Source organism: Pseudomonas sp. UBA3149 (assembly GCF_002364655.1).
GTDB lineage: Bacteria > Pseudomonadota > Gammaproteobacteria > Pseudomonadales > Pseudomonadaceae > Chryseomonas > Chryseomonas luteola.
Genome location: NZ_DEYV01000012.1, coordinates 162,928 through 181,517, shown reverse-complemented (window position 1 = coordinate 181,517; position 18,590 = coordinate 162,928). Strand labels below are relative to the sequence as shown.

General features: G+C 56.4%; 15 protein-coding genes. 12 read left to right on the top strand and 3 right to left on the bottom strand.

Annotated elements, in window-relative coordinates; translation table 11 throughout:
• Window positions 1-109 precede the first annotated feature (109 nt).
• The 8 genes from B3729_RS10280 (at window position 110) to B3729_RS10245 (ending at window position 13,303) form a co-directional block, all read left to right on the top strand.
• On the top strand, window positions 110-2,800 hold the full coding sequence (locus B3729_RS10280; protein ID WP_286787809.1) for a TonB-dependent receptor plug domain-containing protein: 2,691 nt from the start codon (window positions 110-112) through the stop codon (window positions 2,798-2,800).
• Window positions 2,801-2,955: 155 nt separating this feature from the next.
• A complete protein-coding gene (locus B3729_RS10275; protein WP_286787911.1) occupies window positions 2,956-4,791 on the top strand; it encodes an extracellular solute-binding protein in 1,836 nt (611 codons plus the stop codon).
• Entirely contained in the window at window positions 4,791-5,864 is a 1,074-nt protein-coding gene (locus tag B3729_RS10270; RefSeq protein ID WP_286787808.1) for a microcin C ABC transporter permease YejB, read from the top strand. Before B3729_RS10275 ends, B3729_RS10270 begins: the two co-directional genes overlap by 1 nt.
• Window positions 5,864-6,889 (top strand): ABC transporter permease, encoded by a 1,026-nt coding sequence (locus B3729_RS10265; protein ID WP_286787807.1) that lies wholly within the window; start codon window positions 5,864-5,866, stop codon window positions 6,887-6,889. The genes B3729_RS10270 and B3729_RS10265 overlap by 1 nt, the downstream gene beginning before the upstream one ends.
• A complete protein-coding gene (locus tag B3729_RS10260) occupies window positions 6,889-8,505 on the top strand; it encodes an ABC transporter ATP-binding protein (protein WP_286787806.1) in 1,617 nt (538 codons plus the stop codon). The genes B3729_RS10265 and B3729_RS10260 overlap by 1 nt, the downstream gene beginning before the upstream one ends.
• A 14-nt stretch (window positions 8,506-8,519) precedes the next feature.
• Window positions 8,520-9,008, top strand: coding sequence for a GNAT family N-acetyltransferase (locus tag B3729_RS10255; protein WP_286787805.1), 489 nt, complete (start codon window positions 8,520-8,522; stop codon window positions 9,006-9,008).
• Window positions 9,005-10,147, top strand: coding sequence for an efflux RND transporter periplasmic adaptor subunit (locus B3729_RS10250; RefSeq protein WP_286787804.1), 1,143 nt, complete (start codon window positions 9,005-9,007; stop codon window positions 10,145-10,147). The genes B3729_RS10255 and B3729_RS10250 overlap by 4 nt, the downstream gene beginning before the upstream one ends.
• Before the next feature lie 9 nt (window positions 10,148-10,156).
• On the top strand, window positions 10,157-13,303 hold the full coding sequence (locus B3729_RS10245; RefSeq protein WP_286787803.1) for a multidrug efflux RND transporter permease subunit: 3,147 nt from the start codon (window positions 10,157-10,159) through the stop codon (window positions 13,301-13,303).
• An 87-nt stretch (window positions 13,304-13,390) separates the two neighbouring features.
• On the opposite strand, the gene B3729_RS10240 is transcribed toward B3729_RS10245, so the two are convergent.
• Both B3729_RS10240 and B3729_RS10235 read right to left on the bottom strand, forming a co-directional pair.
• Entirely contained in the window at window positions 13,391-13,864 is a 474-nt protein-coding gene (locus B3729_RS10240) for a GNAT family N-acetyltransferase (RefSeq protein ID WP_286787802.1), read from the bottom strand.
• Between the two features lie 15 nt (window positions 13,865-13,879).
• Window positions 13,880-14,509, bottom strand: a complete 630-nt coding sequence (locus B3729_RS10235) for a LysE family translocator (protein WP_286787801.1) — start codon at window positions 14,507-14,509, stop codon at window positions 13,880-13,882.
• Between the two features lie 436 nt (window positions 14,510-14,945).
• Here B3729_RS10235 and B3729_RS10230 point away from each other — a divergent pair, with 436 nt between their 5' ends.
• The 3 genes from B3729_RS10230 (at window position 14,946) to B3729_RS10220 (ending at window position 16,830) form a co-directional block, all read left to right on the top strand.
• Window positions 14,946-15,335, top strand: a complete 390-nt coding sequence (locus B3729_RS10230) for a tautomerase family protein (RefSeq protein WP_010795778.1) — start codon at window positions 14,946-14,948, stop codon at window positions 15,333-15,335.
• Window positions 15,336-15,486: 151 nt separating this feature from the next.
• The gene (locus tag B3729_RS10225; protein WP_286787800.1) at window positions 15,487-16,017 is read left to right on the top strand and encodes a GNAT family N-acetyltransferase; all 531 of its coding nucleotides are present in this window, start codon (window positions 15,487-15,489) and stop codon (window positions 16,015-16,017) included.
• Window positions 16,018-16,296: 279 nt separating this feature from the next.
• Window positions 16,297-16,830, top strand: coding sequence for a glyoxalase superfamily protein (locus B3729_RS10220; RefSeq protein WP_286787799.1), 534 nt, complete (start codon window positions 16,297-16,299; stop codon window positions 16,828-16,830).
• Between the two features lie 112 nt (window positions 16,831-16,942).
• Here the strand turns inward: B3729_RS10220 and B3729_RS10215 are convergent, their stop codons facing one another.
• Window positions 16,943-17,314 carry a VOC family protein gene (locus tag B3729_RS10215; protein WP_286787798.1) on the bottom strand — a complete coding sequence of 124 codons (372 nt, stop codon included), beginning with the start codon at window positions 17,312-17,314 and terminating at the stop codon, window positions 16,943-16,945.
• A 713-nt stretch (window positions 17,315-18,027) separates the two neighbouring features.
• Between B3729_RS10215 and B3729_RS10210 the strand changes: the two genes are divergently transcribed.
• Window positions 18,028-18,558, top strand: a complete 531-nt coding sequence (locus B3729_RS10210; RefSeq protein ID WP_286787797.1) for an AAA family ATPase — start codon at window positions 18,028-18,030, stop codon at window positions 18,556-18,558.
• The last annotated feature ends 32 nt before the right edge of the window (window positions 18,559-18,590 follow it).

The window sequence follows — 18,590 nt, the reverse complement described above, 5'->3', positions numbered from 1 at the left end:
CAGCGTCTGTACAGACCCACAAAGCCAGTACAGACGTACTGATCAGATTGAGCATACGCCGAGGCGCATAACGCCTTGCCGATATCCGCCACCTTAAAAGGAATTGGTCATGTTGAAGTCCGCTCCACGTCTTGTTGTAAAGCCGCTTGCCTCTGCCTTTAACCGTCATCGTCCTCTGCCAGCGCTTCTCTTCGCGCTGAGCGGCTTTGCCTCCGGCGTCTATGCGCAGACGCCAGAAGCTACAGATGAAAGCAGCGCTACGGAAACACGCTCGGAAACACGCCTCAACAACGTGACGGTCACCGGCTCGAATATCCGTGGCTCGGACAGTGCCAAGGCGGACCCGGTGCAGGTCATCAGTTCTGAGGAAATCCGCGAATCTGGTCGAACCACTGTAGCTGACTTCCTGAAGGACCTCGCCGCCAATGGCGGGCAGAGCTATAACGAAAGCTTCAGCAACAGCTTCGCGCCAGGCGCAGCGGGTATTGCACTGCGCAACCTGAGCCAGAAATACACCCTGGTACTGGTGAACGGCCAGCGGCTGCCCAACTACGCCTTTGCACAAAACCTGTCGGACGTTTTCGCCGACATCAACACCATTCCCATGTCAGCCGTGGACCGCATCGAAGTCCTCAAGGACGGCGCATCTTCCGTTTATGGGTCCGATGCCGTTGCCGGCGTGGTCAACATCATTCTCAAGCAGAAGGATGAAGGCATTACGGTTGGCGCAGATCGCGGCTGGAGCGACGATGGCGGTGGTGATCAGAAAAGCGGCTATATCGCGGGCGGCGTTGGCAATCTGGATAAGGATCGCTTCAACATCTCGTTCGGGCTGGATGCCTATCAGCGCGACATGCTGATGGCCAGTGACCGGGACTATCTGGCCAGCGGCAACTACACCAAGCCCGGCTTTGCCGGGTATACCGGCTGGGGCACTACAAACGTCTGGCGCCCATCAGGACAGGAACCCTACTCAACGACCTGCCCGGCGGGTTCACAGTTGATGCCTTATGCCAGTTTCAATCAGCCTTACTCAACCAACGCCTGCGGCTACAACCTACAACCCTGGATGACGGTCATTCCCAAGACCGAGCGCTACAACAGCTACGCCCGGGGCACATACCGCTTCAACGATAACCTCGAAGGCTACGGTGAAGTACTCTATAGCCAAACTCATACCTGGCAGAGCTTTTCGCCAGCCGGTCTATCAAGCAGTAGCTACCACTACAATGCGGCGGGTGAGGTTGAGCGGGTCGCCAATATTTTACCGGCAGGCAATCCCTACAACCCGTTCGGCGTCGATATGCCGTTCAGCACAGCTTTTCTGCAATCCGGTGGCCGCACCTCCAAGATCGATGAAGATTCTTACCGAGCCATGACTGGCCTCAGGGGTACGATTGCCGATACGGCCTGGGACTGGAACGCCAACCTGTCGTATGCAGGCAACCGTGTCGAGAACAACAGCAAGACGCTGGGCTACTTGGCCTTGCAGGATGCGCTCAACAACGGAACGTACAATTTCAACAATCCCGAACTTACGCCCGATGCGGCGCGCGGGCTGCTGATCAACAGCACCCGCATCGGTCATACCAAAACCAAGGCTGCCAACTTCACCTTTGCCAACTCCGACTTGTATGAACTGCCAAGCGGCCCTATCGGGCTGGCCTTGGGTGGAGAAATCCGTTCGGAATCAATGAACACACCAGCAGCTGATGAAATCTTGTCTGGTGAGGTTATGAATACAGGTCTGAATTCGTTTTCGGGTAACCGGGTCGTTAAGGCGCTCTTTGCCGAATCCACCATTCCGGTACTCGACAGCCTGGAGCTGAACGCTTCGGGCCGTGCGGACTGGTATAGCGATTTTGGCAAGGCCTTCTCGCCCAAGTTTGGCTTTCGCTGGCAGCCAGAGGATCGCGTCACGTTCCGAGGCTCCTGGAGCCGTGGTTTTCGTGCGCCGACCATACCGGAAAACGCCGATAGCGCCTCTGTTTCCTATATCACCGCAACGGACCCCTACGACCCGCTTCGCCCAGGCCAGAACTTCAATATCAACCGCTTCCAGGAGTCGAATCCGGAGCTCAAGCCTGAGCGCACCAAGAATATCAGCCTGGGTGTTGTAGTTGCACCCACACCGCTCACCACTATCGGGCTCGATTACTACCACATCGATATCGAGAACTATATTGACGCCGTCTCGGCGAACTATGTGATCGAGAATCAGGACAGCTACCCCGGCCAGGTCATTCGTGATGAGGATGGTCACCTGACTCGGGTAATCACCCGGTACGAGAACCTGGGTCACCTGAAAACTTCCGGCTATGAGCTGACCTTGGCGCAGCGTATACCCACCAATGGGTTTGGTGACTTCACCCTGGCCAGTGACTGGACCTACCTGAAGGACTACCGCTATCCAGAATATCCGGGCGCCCCTCTGATAAACGTGGCGGGCGGTAACTACTGGGCAGCCATGCCTCGCTGGAAAGCCAATACAAGCCTGACATGGAATTACAGCGCCTGGACGACTCGGCTGAGCTGGCTCTATACCGGCAGCTACCATCAGGCTTACCTGGACGCATTGGCAACCGAGGGCAAGGAGAAAGTCAGCAGCTACAGCCAGTTTGATGCTTCTGTCAGCTATAGAGGTTTCAAGAACCTCACGCTACGGGCATCCCTGGAAAATATCGCTAATAAAAAGCCTCCGTATGACCCGGCATTAGGCAGTAACTACTACTACGACATCTCCCAGTACGACCCTATGGGCCGTTACCTGCGCGTAGGGTTCGATTACAAATTCATGTAAGAAGCCGAACCCGGCAACGCTAGTTGCCGGGTTCGGCTGTTGTCGGCACTTCACATCATTCAAGGCTTAAAGGCTTGAGCAGAGCCTAATGTGTGTCGTTCATAAGGAGTGAAGCGGTGTTTTCAACAGGGTCGATCCACACGTACAGCCGCTTGATGGTACTGCTTGTTTCCTGCCTCGTTTCATCGGCGTTATTGGCTACGCCCCACAGTTACATGACGGTCTATGGCGACCCGCCCAAGTACCCTGAGGGCTTTGAGCATTTCGACTATGTGAATCCCGACGCGCCCAAAGGAGGCTCGCTCAGACGCTCAGCCAAATCGATCGACCGTTTCAACTTCCTGCTGCCCTATCTAGACAAGGGCACTGGCGTCGACCAGATCAATGCCTGGGTCTACGAGCCGCTGGCCTATCGCTCGCTGGACGAGCCCTATACGGTGTACGGTCTGATTGCCGAAAAGATGGAGCGCGACCCGGAGAACCGTTGGGTACGCTTCTTCCTCAACCCCAAGGCACGCTTTCATGACGGTATGCCCGTTCTGGCTGAGGATGTTCGCTTCACTTTCGAGACCTTGGTGACCAAGGCGAGCCTGAGCTTTCGGCAGCTGTACGGTGACGTAAAAGACGTCACCATTGAAAGCGACCGGCAGATCCTGTTTACCTTCAAGACGAACGAAAACCGCAGTCTGGCGCTGGATCTGGCGTCCATGCACATCCTGCCTGCACATTGGTGGAAAGACCGGGACTTTGCCAACGGTAACGGCTTTGAGCCGCCGCTGGGGAGCGGACCTTACAAGGTCTCGCACGTCGATCCGGGACGCACTGTCACCTTCGAGCGCGTCAAGAACTGGTGGGCAAAGGATCTGCCGGTAACTCGGGGACTGTACAATTTCGACACGCTCACCGTCGACTTCTTTGCCGACACCGATGTCGCCCGCGAGCTCCTGCTGGCCGGCGCGTACGACTACAACCGCGAGTACTCCGCCACAGGCTATACCATCCGCTACGACAGCCCCGCCCTGCGCGATGGGCGCTTGCAGCGAGACATCCTGGCGACAGGAAAGCCCGTCCGTGCTCAAGGCTTTGTCTTCAACCTGGACAATCCCTTCTTTCAGGATCGCCGCGTCCGCCAGGCCATTGCCATGCTCTGGGATTTTGAGTGGACCAACAAGCAGCTCATGCGCAGCTTCTATAAACGCCAGCAGAGCTACTTTCCCAAGACCGAAATCGCTGCCACACAGCTACCGGATGCACAGGAGCTGAAAATCCTCGAGCCCTTTAGAGGCCAGATACCGGATGAAGTCTTTACCGAGTTGTTCCAGCCGCCCAAGACCGACGGCTCGGGCTTTATTCGGGACAAGCAGCTCGAAGCCCTGTACCTGCTTGAGTCCGCCGGCTGGCATCCCAAGGGCGACCAGCTCGTCAACGCCAACGGCGATCCCCTGATCTTTACCTTTCTCAATGGGCAATCCGGTTTTGAGCGGATGGTGCTGCCCTTCAAACGGACGCTGGCCCAGATAGGCATTGGGCTGAATATTCGCAATGTGGACACAGCGCAGTACATCAACCGCACCAACAGCCGCGACTACGACATGATCGTGACCGGCTTTCCCCGGGGTGGCGATCCCAGCGCATCGCCAGGGCGAGAGCTCTTTGATTATTACGGCTCCGACAGTGCCAACCGGGTGGGTAGCTCCAACGCCATGAACCTGAAGAATCCAGTAGTCGATCGGCTTATCGAAGGCGTGGCCAATGCCAGAAGCCGGGATGAGATGGTGCATTACGCCCGCGCGCTCGATCGGGTGCTGCAATGGGGTTATTACATGGTTCCGCATTATTACTCGGACGGCGAGCCCAGCGTATTCCGCAACCGTTTCGGCCGTCCCCGCATAGCACCCGCTTATGAAGAGGGGCTCGACACCTGGTGGGAAGTCAGCCCAACCCCGCTCACCAACGAGCAGATGGCCGCACGGCTACAGGAGAAACCCTGATGGCAGCCTATATCCTTAGACGCCTGTTGTTCATTATTCCTACGCTTCTGGTCATCCTGATCGTCAACTTTGTCATTATCCAGGCGGCCCCTGGCGGCCCGGTAGATCAGGCCATTGCTCGCCTGCAAGGCATGGGCAACCAGGGCGGTATTGCAGGAGGTAGCCATGATGGAGCGGCCGGAGCCTCGTCCGGCTCGCGAGGTAGCAGAGGCCTGGACCCTGAGCTGATCAAGGAAATCGAGCGGCAGTACGGCTTCGACAAGCCACCGCTTGAGCGCCTTTGGCTAATGATCAGGAACTACGCGCACCTGGATTTTGGTAACAGCTTTTTCCGTGGTGCCAAGGTAACGGACCTGATTCTGGAAAAGCTGCCGGTATCCCTTTCACTTGGCTTCTGGGCCACACTGATCACTTACCTGATCTCGATTCCCCTCGGGATACGCAAGGCGATCCGTCATGGCAGCGCATTCGATATCTGGACCAGCACCGCCATCATCGTGGGTTATGCCTTGCCGGCCTTTCTGTTCGCCATGTTCCTGATCGTGGTGTTTGCCGGTGGAAGTTATTTCAGTCTGTTTCCCGCCGTAGGGCTCACTTCGGAGAACTTTGACCAGCTCAGCCTCGCGGGCAAGGTAGTGGACTATTTCTGGCATCTGGTGCTGCCTGTTTCGGCGCTGGTCATTGGCGGGTTCGCTACCCTGACCATTTTGACCAAGAACAGCTTTCTGAACGAAATCAGCCGCCAGTATGTTGTCACGGCGCGGGCTAAAGGGCTTACTGAGTGCGGCGTGCTGTACAAGCATGTATTTCGCAATGCCATGCTGCTGGTCATTGCCGGTATTCCCCAGGCACTGATCGAGGTGTTCTTTGCCGGCTCCCTACTGATTGAAGTGATCTTTTCGCTCGACGGACTGGGTCGCATGAGCTACGAGGCGGCGCTCTACCGTGACTATCCGCTGGTGTTCGGCTCGCTGTTCATTTTCACGCTGTTTGGCCTGCTGATCAAACTGGCCGGGGACATCTCCTACACCCTGGTCGATCCACGCATCGACTTTTCGGCGAGGAACGCCTGATGCTGACACTGTCTCCGTTAAGCCAACGCCGCTTTGCCCGCTTCAAGGCCAACCGTCGCGGCTGGTGGTCGCTCTGGATATTCTGCGCATTGCTGGTGACTTGCCTGTGTGGCGAACTCATTGCCAACGACAAACCCTTGGTGGTGGGCTACCACGGCTCGCTATATTTCCCGATATTCAATCGTTATACCGAAACCGAGTTTGGTGGCCAGTTACCGTTCCAACCAGACTACCGCAGCGAATACGTACAGAAACTGATAGGGGACCAGGGCGGCTGGATGGTCTTTCCTCCCATTCCGTTCAGTGACGATACGGTAAACTACGACCTCTCCGTCCCGGCGCCCAGTGCGCCGTCGGAAACAAACTGGCTGGGCACCGACAGTCAGGCCCGTGATGTGCTGGCACGAGTAATTTTCGGCGCACGCATCTCTATCCTGTTTGCCTTGGCACTAACGGCTGTCAGCGCTGTGATCGGGATCACCGCAGGCGCCTTGCAGGGTTATCACGGGGGCTGGGTAGACCTGCTGGGGCAGCGCTTTATCGAAATTTGGTCAGGCCTGCCGGTTCTGTATCTGCTGATCATCCTGTCCGGCTTTGTGGAGCCTAACTTCTGGTGGCTGTTGGGCATCATGGCGCTCTTTTCCTGGCTGGCGCTGGTGGACGTGGTACGGGCCGAGTTCTTGCGCGGGCGCAGTCTGGAGTACGTCAAAGCGGCACGGGCGCTGGGGCTGTCTGATCGCAAGGTCATGTGGCGGCACATCCTGCCCAACGCGATGACCTCCACGCTCACCTATGTTCCCTTCATCATTACCGGTGCCATTACAACGCTGACCGCTTTGGATTTTCTAGGCTTTGGCCTGCCGATCGGCACCGCGTCGCTAGGGGAGCTGGCCAACGAAGGCAAGCAGAACCTGCAAGCACCCTGGCTGGCGATGACCGCTTTTTTCGCCCTCGCCTTGATCTTGAGCCTGCTGGTTTTTATTGGCGAAGCCTTCCGTGATGCATTCGACCCGAGGGCCGTGTGATGACCGAGAGTCTGATTGAAATCCGCGATCTGAGAGTGGCTTTTTCCGGCCAGGAAGTCGTACACGGTATCGACCTGGATATTCGCCGTGGCGAATGTCTGGCGCTGGTGGGCGAATCCGGCTCGGGCAAATCCGTCACGGCTCACTCGATCCTGCGCCTGCTGCCTGCCTCCATTACCACAACCTCCGGTGGCATCTGCTACAACGGTGAAAACCTCATGACCGCAAACGAAAAGCGTCTGCGCACCCTGCGCGGCAACCGTATCGCCATGATCTTTCAGGAGCCCATGACATCCCTCAACCCGCTGCATACTGTGGAACGGCAGATCAGCGAAGTATTGGCGCTGCACAAGGGCTTGGGCGGCAAGCACGCGCGTGCACGAGTGATCGAATTATTGGAGCTGGTCGGCATACGCGAACCGCTCAAGCGGCTCAAGGCCTACCCGCATCAGCTCTCGGGTGGCCAGCGCCAGCGGGTGATGATCGCCATGGCGCTGGCCAACGAGCCGGAACTGCTGATCGCCGACGAGCCCACCACAGCCCTGGACGTGACTGTGCAGCAGAAGATCCTCGAACTCCTGAAGGACCTCCAGGCGCGCCTTGGCATGTCGTTGCTGCTTATCAGCCATGACCTGAATTTGGTCCGGCGCATTGCCCAGCGTGTCTGTGTGATGCGTAACGGCGTGGTAGTTGAGCAGAACAGCTGTCAGGCCCTTTTTTCCGCACCTCAGCATACCTATACCCGCATGCTGATCGAAGCCGAACCCGACGGCGGGCCGGTAGCAACAACCAGCGATGCCTCGCTGATACAGGCGCAGGATGTACGCGTCTGGTTTCCGCTGCCCAAACCGTTGTTCAGCCGCCAGCGCCACTATGTCAAGGCGGTGGACGGTGTGAGCTTCGAGCTAAAGAAAGGCCGCACCCTGGGCATCGTGGGCGAGTCCGGCTCAGGCAAGTCCACCTTGGGCCAGGCGATCCTGCGACTGGTGCAGGCCCAGGGCGCCATCCGCTTTCAGGGGCAGGCGATCGAAACCTTTAACGCCTGGCAGATGCGTCCGCTTCGTCGCCACATGCAGATTGTGTTTCAAGATCCGTTCGGCAGCCTGAGCCCACGGATGTCCGTCGAGCAGATCATCCGTGAGGGTTTGGATATCCACGAGATCGGCACACCCAAAGAGCGGGAATCGGCGATCATTCGGGTCTTACAGGAAGTAGGTCTCGATCCTGAAACACGGCACCGCTATCCTCATGAGTTTTCGGGCGGCCAACGCCAGCGTATCGCCATCGCGAGGGCGCTTGTGCTGCAACCCGAGCTGATATTGCTCGACGAGCCCACGTCTGCTCTGGATCGTACCGTTCAAAAGCAGGTTGTCGACCTGTTGCGTAACCTGCAAGCGATTCATGGGCTAACGTATCTGTTCATCAGCCATGATCTGGCCGTGGTTCGGGCATTGGCCCATGATCTGATTGTCATCAAGGATGGCAAGGTCGTGGAACACGGCGAGGCCTGCCGGATCTTTCAGGCGCCACAACACCCGTATACTCAGGAATTACTGGCGGCGTCGGTCGCACCATTGGAACGCTCAGGCGAGATCGTTGACCGACAACGGGCCTGAATCAAGGAGGACTCATGACCATTACCCTACGCGCTATCCGCGAGAGCGATGCCGAGGCTTTGGCATCGATTCTGAACCAGCCGGGCACGCGCCGGGGTACGCTGCGCCTACCCTACCGACCCACTCAGAGCATGAGCGACTGGATCAAGCAGTACCCCGCTGAAGACGTTCGGGTGCTGGCCGAACAGCAAAACAATGTGCTGGGCTTTGCAACGCTCAACCGTATGAAAGGCCGGCGGATTCATGTGGCGGAGCTGGTCATTGCGGTTGGGGATGACCACACTGGTAAAGGCGTAGGAACCCAGCTGATGGCGGCGCTGATCGATGCCGCCGACAACTGGATGAACCTCAAACGTATTGAGCTGACGGTGTATACGGACAACGCCCCGGCTATCGCCCTGTATGAAAAGTTCGGCTTTGTTCACGAGGGCACTCAGATCGCCTATGCCTATCGTGACGGTGCCTACGTGGATGTCTACTGCATGGCCCGGGTGAGAGCATGAAGGATGTGGTAAAGGGCGCGCTGTTGGCACTGGCCGTGTTGCTCCAAGGTTGTGAACCCACCGAAAAGGCAGCCGAAACGCAAACATCAGCCGTCCCGAAGGTGGACATCGCAACGGCCACGCCCTCGACGGAACCGCTGACCACACGCCTGACCGGGCGGATGGAGGCCTATCGTACGGCGGAAGTCCGTGCTCGCGTGGAGGGTATTGTGGAAGCCCGCACCTATCGGGAAGGCCAGGAGGTCAAAGCCGGTACGCTGCTGTTCCGTATTGATCCGGCTCCACTCAAGGCCGAACTGGCAGCGGCTGAAGCGGAGCTGGCTCAGGCACGTGCAGCCGCCGATGCGGCCGAGGACATTGCCAAACGCTCCAGGCAACTGATGGCCGATGAGTCCATCAGTGCCCAGCAGTACCGCAAGGACTTCTTTACTGAGAAGCAGGCGCGGGCAACCGAGAAGGCAGCCGAAGCCAAGGTACAGAGCGCCCGCCTGAAGCTCGCCTATGCCAACGTGACCTCTCCGATTGCCGGCCGTGCACGCCGGGCTGAGGTCACGGAGGGTGCACTGGTCGGTCAGGATGAAGGCACCAAACTGACCACGGTCGAGCAGATTGACCCGATCTATGTGAATTTTGCCCAGCCCATGGCCGACTCCCTGGGGCTCAGGCAGAGCCTTCAGCAGACCGACAAGCGCGAGAAGCCCATCCTGCGCCTGCGACTGAGCAATGGCTCGACCTACCCCTTGAACGGCACCCTGCTCTTCTCCGATTGGGCCGTGGATGAGAAGACCGATACGGTGGCCATGCGGGCTGTGTTCGATAACCCCGACCATCTGCTGCTGCCCGGAATGTATGTGCAGGTCGAGCTGCAGCAGCCCGGCCAGACGCAGGCCGTTCTTATTCCCCAGCAGGCCCTGACGCGAACGCGCGAAGGCGCCTATACCATGGTTGTCGACGAGACCAACCACGCCCACAGCCGCCCGATTTCCGCCGATACGCTCGAAGGCAATCAATGGCGCGTCACCGACGGTCTGAAAGCTGGCGAGCGGGTCATCCTCAGTGGCAGCGCCCTGAAGGACGGTCAGGCCGTAGAGCCCAAGCAAGCCACCCTGACGACCCAGCCGGTCGCCTCAAAAGAGTAAGCGCAGACCATGTCCTCGTTTTTCATTGCGCGCCCGGTATTCGCCTGGGTCGTCGCCATCATGATTTTTCTGGGCGGAGGCCTTACGGCGCTGCGTCTGGCGGTGGAGCAATACCCTAACGTCTCGCCTCCAAGGGTAGGCATACAGGCCTACTACCCGGGTGCCTCGGCCGAAGTCATCGAACGTACCGTTACCTCCGTTATCGAACGCGAGCTGAGTGGTATCGAGGGACTGCTGTATTTTGCTTCTGACAGTACCGCTACGGGAGAGGTGGAGATTGGCCTGTCCTTTGAGCCGGGCACCAATCCGCAGATTGCCTCCATTGAAGTGCAGAACCGCATCAAGCGCGTCGAGGAGCGCCTGCCGGAAAGCGTGCGGCGCCAGGGAGTCGAAGTGGACAAGAGTGGTGATAACGACCTGCTGTTCGTCACGCTTCTGGCAGACAACCCGAACATCACACATATCCAGATGGGCGACTACGCCACTACCGTGGTGCGCCCTGCCCTCCTGCGTGTGCCCGGCGTGGGCAAGGTGGAGGTCTATAGCCCCGAATATGCCATGCGAATCTGGCCAGACGTCCACAAGCTCACCGCCATGGGCGTGACCACTTCAGATATGGTCAGCGCTATTAACCGCTATAACGAGCGCATTACCCTTGGCTCCATTGGCACGCCTCCGGTGCCCGCCAATACCACACTCACGGCCCCGCTGACGGTTGAGGAAATCCTCGATACACCGCAGTCCTTTGGCGCGGTTCCGCTGCGGGTCAACCCGGACGGGTCGGCCCTGCGCATTCAAGATGTAGCCCGTGTCGAGCTGGGCGGCAACTACTACACCTACCCGTCCTACGTGAACGGCAGGCCTTGCGGCGCTATTTCCATCAAGCTTGCTCCCGGCGCCAACGCGCTCAGCACGGCGCAGGCGGTCAAGGCCACACTGGCAGAGTTGTCCCAACAGTTCCCACCGGGCATGCACTACCAGACGGCGTTCGACACAACAACCTACGTACATATGTCCATAGTGAAAGTGGCCTATACGCTGATCGAGGCGATGGTGCTGGTCTTTCTGGTCATGCTGGTGTTTCTGCAAAACCTGCGCGCCACGCTGATCCCGTCCATCGTGGTACCGATAGCCCTGGCCGGCACCTGTGGCGCCATGTTGGCACTGGGTTTCTCTATCAATGTGCTGACCCTGTTCGGTATGGTCCTGGCCATCGGGATTCTGGTGGATGACGCCATCGTAGTAGTGGAAAACGTCGAACGCATCATGCGGGAGGAAGGACTGGCTCCCCGCGAGGCAACGCTCAAGGCCATGCAGCAGATCAGCGGCGCCATTGTGGCAATTACGCTGGTACTGACTGCCGTGTTCATCCCGATGGCGTTTTTCGAGGGCGCTACTGGCTCGATCTACCGGCAGTTCTCCGTGGCGCTGGCCGTGCCGATGGCCTTCTCGGCATTTCTGGCGCTCACGCTGACGCCCGCCCTGTGCGCAACGCTGCTCAAACCGGCAGCGACCGATACGCTCAGCCTGGGCAAGGTGGGCCGCTGGGCGGCTTCCCTATCGGCAGGCTATCAACGCAGCCTGGGCGGTGTCTTGAATCGACCGGTGCGCTTCGTGCTGCTGTATCTCGTTCTGCTGGCCGTGCTGGCGCTTCTGTTCAGCCGCCTGCCCGGCTCCTTTGTGCCGAACGAAGACAAGGGCAGTTTTGCCACCGTCGTGCTGCTTCCCACCGGCTCGACCCAGGAAATGACGCATCAGGTGGTAGAGGAGGTACAGGCCTATCTGCGCAGCGACCCTTCGGTCGGCCAGCTCTTCACCCTGCAGGGTTTTAGTTATTTTGGCGGCGGCGAGAACGCCGCCATGATCTGGCCGACGCTCAAGGATTGGTCAGAGCGTAAGGCTCCTGACCAACACGTCGATGCCATCATCGCGCGGCTGAACCAGCATTTCGCCACTGGCTCCTTGTCTATTCCCAATGTCACTATCCAGGCGCTGAACACACCGCCGCTGCCCTCCATGGGGCGCACCGCCGGTATCGACATGCGTCTTCAGGATCGCGCAGGGCTTGGGCACGAAGCCTTGCTGGCTGCCAAGGACAAGCTCCTGACACTGGCACGGCAGAATCCTGTATTCGCTACCGCCACCTACTCGGGGCAGGACGACACGCCGCAGCTCAAGGTTTCCATTGATCGCTTGAAAGCCCAGAGTATGGGCGTCTCGGTGGATGAGATCAATTCGACCATGGCTACCCTCTACGGCTCGCTCTATGTGGGAGATTTCATCCATGATAATCAAGTCCGCCGAATCGTCATCCAGGCGGAGGGCAAGGACCGGCAACAGCCTGACAGCCTGCTCCAGGCCCGGGTTCGCAATGCTGACGGCGAGATGGTGCCGCTAAGCACCTTCGTGACGCTTAGATGGACGGTAGGCACGATGGCTATCGAGCACTTCAACGGCTTCCCGTCGCTCTCCATCAACGCCACACCGGCGGCGGGCTACAGCACCACCCAGGCGATGGACACCATGGCACGCCTGGTAGGCGAGCTACCCACCGGCGTCGGCTACGAATGGGCAGGTCAGTCCTATCAGGAGCGGCTGTCCGGCGATCAGACACCCCTGCTGTTCGGCCTGTCCATTCTGGTAATCTTCCTGTGCCTGGCGGCGCTCTACGAGAGCTGGTCGGTACCTTTTGCGGTCATCCTGGCGATTCCGCTGGGCATCATCGGTGCGGTCATGGCCACTACGCTGCGCGGACTGCCGGACGACCTATACTTCAAGGTCGGCCTCATCATCATCATGGGCCTCACTGCCAAGAACGCCATCCTCATCATTGAGGTAGCCCGCGAACTCCAGCATGAGGGCACTCCCTTGCGTCAGGCCATTCTGGACGCCGCCCGGATGCGCCTGCGCCCTATCGTCATGACGTCCCTAGCCTTCATGTTCGGCGTATTGCCCCTCATGTTTTCCCAGGGCCCGGGCTCGGCCAGCCAGCACGCCATTGGCACCAGCGTTTTCGGCGGCATGCTTTCGGCCACGCTGCTGACCCTGTTTTTCGTCCCACTCCTGTATGCACTGGTCATGCGCTTCAAACGGCGCGCGGCCTCTGCTGCGTCTTCCTCCCCTACGGACAGGACGGCCCATGAGCTTACGCCCTGATGCGCTGCTTTCGCACCCTTCAGACCCTGATTTCCAGCGGACGGCAGACCGGTTGATCTGGCTTTTAAAGAATGAGCCGCCCGGCTGCTAACCGGCTTGCTCGGCCAGGATCAGTCGCATGCCAATGACATCCACATCCGAGCGCAGCTCCACTGGTTTGAAGCCGAGCTTGTGGTACAGCGACTGTGCCACGGCATTGTCCCGGTAGACGCGCAGCGTAACCATGGAAGCGCCTGTGTCCGCCACAGCCTGCCGAATCAGTTGCTCGCACAACTGCTTGCCATAACCGTGGCCCCGCCAGTCAGGCGAGACGATGATGCGGCACAAGTGGACAGTATCAGGCGAGACGGTTCGGTATTGCCCAAAGGCAAGCGGCCGGTTGACGCCCTCTACCAATGAAAAGCTTTTACCGGGCACCTCCAGCAGTTCCGGCAACTCAACGGCAGTGAACGGATACCTGAGCTGGGGCCCTGCCCAGCGCGCGCAGGCGTCAGCCGTAGGCACCCAGGCAACCAGTGCCTCGTAATCACTGGGAATCGGTGCGCTTAGTGTGGCAGTCATGGTGCAAACCTCCTCTTAGGCCTGCCGGGCCATCAACAGCTTTACGCCCAGCCCTACGAATAACGCGCCGCTGGCCCGCTTGATCGCCGTGACCCAACGGCTCGCGGAAAGCCGCCTGCTGAGCCTGGACACACTGAAGCAATACACACAGTGTACCGTCACGACAATCAAGGCGATGGTCAGGTACATCGTGGTGAACTGTACAACCAATGATCGTCCCGGCTCGATGAACTGCGGCAAGAAAGCTGAAAAGAAGATAAGCGTTTTCGGATTGCTGATTGATACCAGCAGCGCTTCACCAAAAACCTTGGACGACGAGACACTGGGCGCAATAGCTGGTGTGACCGTAGACGATCCAGGCTGACGTTTGAGCAGCTGCACAAAACCAAGATAGATCAGATAAGCCGCTCCGATCAGCTTCATCGCCAGAAACGCCATCGGCATGGCTGCCACCAGAGCGCCTATGCCAAGCGCCACAAGAATGATCACGAATAGCTGCGCCGTCAGGTTACCTGCCAGGGTCGCCAGCGTTCCCCGTCCGCCATAGCGCAAGGTATTGCGAATGACCAAAAGGACGTTGGGCCCGGGAGAAAGCGTTGTTACCAGGTAAGCAACACAAAAGACAAACCAGACATGCAGCGTCATGGAGCTCTCCATAGGATCACAGATGTTACCGCATCACCATCGTGACACTTTACCTGCCTTACCAGGAAAATGTTGAAGGCCTGGCCCAGCTTAAGGAAAGGTTAAGAGCCTTGCTTCAGGTTAGGCCTTTTACCTCTCTAGTGAGGGCTACTTCTTTGTAGTCATTAGGGCATGCCCCTGCGACTACAAGACTACCTATCAGCTAATAGGTGAAGCTCCAGTGTGATCAGTTACGAGAGGGTTGAATACGGTCCTCCAAGCTGTAACTATGCCCTCATGATTAATACTTTGTTTTCAAGCAGCATGCATTGGCGCCGCTCTATCTAAGAGCGGCCCGTCACGTATTTTCTTAACCGACAGCGCCGCCATGTTCTGGCTGGTGCTGTGCTGTAATCTACTTCCGACATGGCGGCGCTCCAACAAGGAGAGCACGCCCATGGCACAAGTAAAGATCTACGGATTGAGACGTAACCTTGAAGCTATCAGGTCCGAATTATCAGAGGCCATCCACGCTTCTATAGTCGAGGCTTTACAGTACCCGCTAGAGAAGCGCTTTCATCGTTATATCTTACTGGATGAGCTGGATTTTCTTTACCCTGCCGATCGGTCGGAGCGCTACATCATTCTCGAAATAAGTATGTTTGAAGGGCGCTCAGTGAGCGCAAAAAAGCAGCTAATCCATCTCTTGTATAAAAAAATCATGTCAGCAACAGGCATCACTCCTCAGGATATCGAAATTACCTTGTTTGAAACCCCAAAGCATAACTGGGGGATAAGAGGCAAGCCTGGCGATGAGCTCGGGTTGAGTTATCAAGTCACCGTTTAGCATCAGGGCTATAACGGAGGACGTTAATGGTAGCTGCATTCGTGTAGTCGATGGGATATACCCCAACGACTACACCTTGTTCTATAAGCTGTTCTGGTTAGTTAATGTAACGGTAGCCTTCTAGTCACGTTGGGTCGTAAGCAGCTATTTAATGGTGTTAATCAAAATGGCACATAATGTGATATCTGTACGGCCAATAAAACCTAGCGAGTGGCAGCTTTATCGGAATACGCGACTATATGCACTTCGCGACTCTCCCAATGCTTTCGCAAGCACCTATGAAGAAGAAGCTCTAAGAGCAGATGAGAGTTGGAAAGCCCGAATCATTGCGGCTTTTTCCTCCAACAATGACCATGCTTTGTTTGCGCTGGATGGAAATGAGGTTTGCGGTCTGGCTTGGGGAAAGCTATCAGCGAATACCGCTGACATCTTTCAAATGTGGGTAAATCCTAAATCACGAGGGCTAGGTGCAGGCCGCGCTCTGCTCGATGAACTCCTAGCCTGGGCAAAGAGATGTAGAGCGCTCCGTGTCCGCTTAGGTGTTACGGCAGCCGATACACCAGCAATGCATTTATATAAGGCGTTTGGCTTCCTGTTGGATGGAGATCTAGAGCCTCTGCGCAAGGATTCTGTTCTCATGAGTCAGCCAATGGTATTAGAGTTAAGGTCCGCTCTACCTTGAGCGCAAGTCTCTGAGTAGTTATTAGCGTATACCCCAGCGACTACATGGCTTAGATAACCGAGGTCATGGCAGAAGATGTGAGCAAGCGCATCTGATGCCTATCACAACCAGGTTTCGCCGTTGGGGCTAAGTCAAGTATTATCGTAGCGGGCCGTTGCTGCCCGCCGCTCGCGCCCCTTGGGTAAGGTGAAAGCAGCCATGTTTCTTCTTCAATCGCTTCTCTGATCACCGAAGCATTGGTAATGCGAGCTCCAGGACGCTTCGCTTTCAGGAGGAACGATGACTTCAATTGAGCAAGCCAAACAGATGGCCAAAAGGTTACGCGCTTCACTAACAGAGCGTAATCAAGACATAACCCACTCTAGTGCGCTTGAGCTGGTCTCCCATCAACTAGGCTACAGGGACTGGAATACTGCATCAGCAGCACTTTCAAAAGAGAATCAGACGCAAAACAACCCTGCCTTCGAGAGACCTATTCCGATCCTTCGGATGTTTGATGAAAATAAGGCACGGGAGTTTTACCTAGGCTTCTTGGGTTTCAGTGTTGAGTTCGAACATCGATTTGAAGCTCATCTGCCGCTTTACCTTGGCATTGATCGAGGCGGCCTAAAGCTTCATTTATCCGAACATCATGGCGATGCCAGTCCGGGCTCGACTATCTTTGTACCGATGCGAAACATCGAGGCATTTCGCGATGAGCTATTAGCCAAACACTACGGTTACGGTCGCCCAGAGATTGTTCACCAGCCGTGGGGAAAGGTTATGGAAGTCCATGATCCTTTTGGTAATCGCATTCGTTTCTGCCAGGACTGATTAGCTACTAAGCATAGTAGTCGCTGGGGTATACCCCGGCGACTACAAGTACTATGCGGACCCATCAGCTTGAGGGTAAGAGGTAGAGTCTATAGATTGGGATCAACCAGTGTTATCTGCTGATCACAGCGAATGCTCTACTGGATATAGATATCGAGTTGCCATCTGGGTCTTTAGCATTCGCAAAAGAATAGCCGTCTGCATGGTGAGTAGTACCAAACCTTAACCCCTGCGTCATACACTGCTCTTTGAAGCTCTCTACATCCTCAACATCAAAAACGAGCTTGACGGCAGCCTGTCCTCCTTTTATGCCCTTCCCGGCAGAATGAACCATAATAGTGGCACCGCCACCTTTTGGTATTAATTCAGCGACACGATCGTTGACATTGATCTCACTAGTAAACCCGAAATAACGTTCATAAAAGGCGCATGTGACTTGAACATCTCTAACGTACAGCATGATGCGATTCAGTTTAGGGGTCATGCTTGTAGCCTATTTCTGATCTATCAGTGGAGTCGAGCATATACCGCTTCGGTAACGGCCACATCGATACCCAAAGCTAGAAGGAAACTAACCTCCCTTCAAAAGGCGGTTATTGATAGAAGTATTTACGGCCTTTGATAGCTATTTTTATGTGTTCATTAGGGTGTACCCCAGCAGCTACATCAAAAGCGTATGCCCTTGGTGTAGCGATTAATTAACAAGAGGACTTAAACGACTACACCGCCTATTCGCTACACCTAACGACTACACTTTTCGGGGCTCGCAAATTAGAAACGCCCCTGCGTCTATAATTGCTTGATAAACACCGATCAGCCATGTCTCAAGCGTAATGCAGCTGTCCCGTTTGCGCTCTAGAGCATGTTACCTGCCTGCACTTTCTCTTTGAGATACCAGCTGTATTAAGCTTTAGGTAACAACCGAAGCCTCTACTAAAATCAATCCAATATATCAATTTATAAAATCGAAATAATAATTTGATTAGATATTCAGGGATAACTATTAAGAGCCGCTAACAAAACCCATTTCTGGTTGGCTGATATAGGCAAGCACAAGCGTGATACTCACTGAAATCTCTTACCCTTGCCCTGCCGCCTACGCTCATTTATGAGGTTTTGTTAGCAGCTCTAAATAACCGCTCTGTACCGTGTAGCGCTTTTCTGCCATGCCCTCATCTCCAAGGTAGAGCCTGCTTTGTGAACATACTGATTACGGGCGCATCAGGGTCTGGTACAACAACGTTGGGTGTCGCATTGGCCAACCGTCTGCATGGCGTGGCCCTGGATGCAGATGGCTATTACTGGTTACCCACTGAAACACCCTATACCCAGCGACGCGACAAGTCCGAGCGTAATGCGTTGTTGATTAAAGACATGCAGGTCAGTGAGACAGTGATTATTTCCGGCTCGATCATGAACTACGGGGATTACCTCGAAAACCTGTTCGACCTGATTGTGTTTCTTTACCTGCCCGCTGAAATCCGCATACCCCGTCTCAAGGCACGGGAAGAAGCCCGTTTCGGCTCAGCCAGCCCCGAGTTTCTGGACTGGGCTGCTCAATACGATAGTGGTCCCGCGGTTGGGAGCAGGAGCCTTGCTAACCATACCGCCTGGCTGTGCCAGCGTACCTGCCCGGTGCTTAGGCTGGAAGGCGATATGACCGTGGAGGCACGCGTAAGGCGCGTTGTGGCTGAACTCAAGCGACTGGCCCTTCTACCCCACCTATAAAAAAGCCCGCACAAGGCGGGCTTTTTGTCTGC

Coding starts and splice junctions, on each gene's coding strand:
- B3729_RS10220 (WP_286787799.1), top strand. CDS start 16,297: ATGACTTCAATTGAGCAAGCCAAACAGATGGCCAAAAGGTTACGCGCT.
- B3729_RS10250 (WP_286787804.1), top strand. CDS start 9,005: ATGAAGGATGTGGTAAAGGGCGCGCTGTTGGCACTGGCCGTGTTGCTC.
- B3729_RS10270 (WP_286787808.1), top strand. CDS start 4,791: ATGGCAGCCTATATCCTTAGACGCCTGTTGTTCATTATTCCTACGCTT.
- B3729_RS10265 (WP_286787807.1), top strand. CDS start 5,864: ATGCTGACACTGTCTCCGTTAAGCCAACGCCGCTTTGCCCGCTTCAAG.
- B3729_RS10245 (WP_286787803.1), top strand. CDS start 10,157: ATGTCCTCGTTTTTCATTGCGCGCCCGGTATTCGCCTGGGTCGTCGCC.
- B3729_RS10225 (WP_286787800.1), top strand. CDS start 15,487: ATGGTGTTAATCAAAATGGCACATAATGTGATATCTGTACGGCCAATA.
- B3729_RS10235 (WP_286787801.1), bottom strand. CDS start 14,509: ATGACGCTGCATGTCTGGTTTGTCTTTTGTGTTGCTTACCTGGTAACA.
- B3729_RS10215 (WP_286787798.1), bottom strand. CDS start 17,314: ATGACCCCTAAACTGAATCGCATCATGCTGTACGTTAGAGATGTTCAA.
- B3729_RS10240 (WP_286787802.1), bottom strand. CDS start 13,864: ATGACTGCCACACTAAGCGCACCGATTCCCAGTGATTACGAGGCACTG.
- B3729_RS10275 (WP_286787911.1), top strand. CDS start 2,956: ATGGTACTGCTTGTTTCCTGCCTCGTTTCATCGGCGTTATTGGCTACG.
- B3729_RS10280 (WP_286787809.1), top strand. CDS start 110: ATGTTGAAGTCCGCTCCACGTCTTGTTGTAAAGCCGCTTGCCTCTGCC.
- B3729_RS10255 (WP_286787805.1), top strand. CDS start 8,520: ATGACCATTACCCTACGCGCTATCCGCGAGAGCGATGCCGAGGCTTTG.
- B3729_RS10260 (WP_286787806.1), top strand. CDS start 6,889: ATGACCGAGAGTCTGATTGAAATCCGCGATCTGAGAGTGGCTTTTTCC.
- B3729_RS10230 (WP_010795778.1), top strand. CDS start 14,946: ATGGCACAAGTAAAGATCTACGGATTGAGACGTAACCTTGAAGCTATC.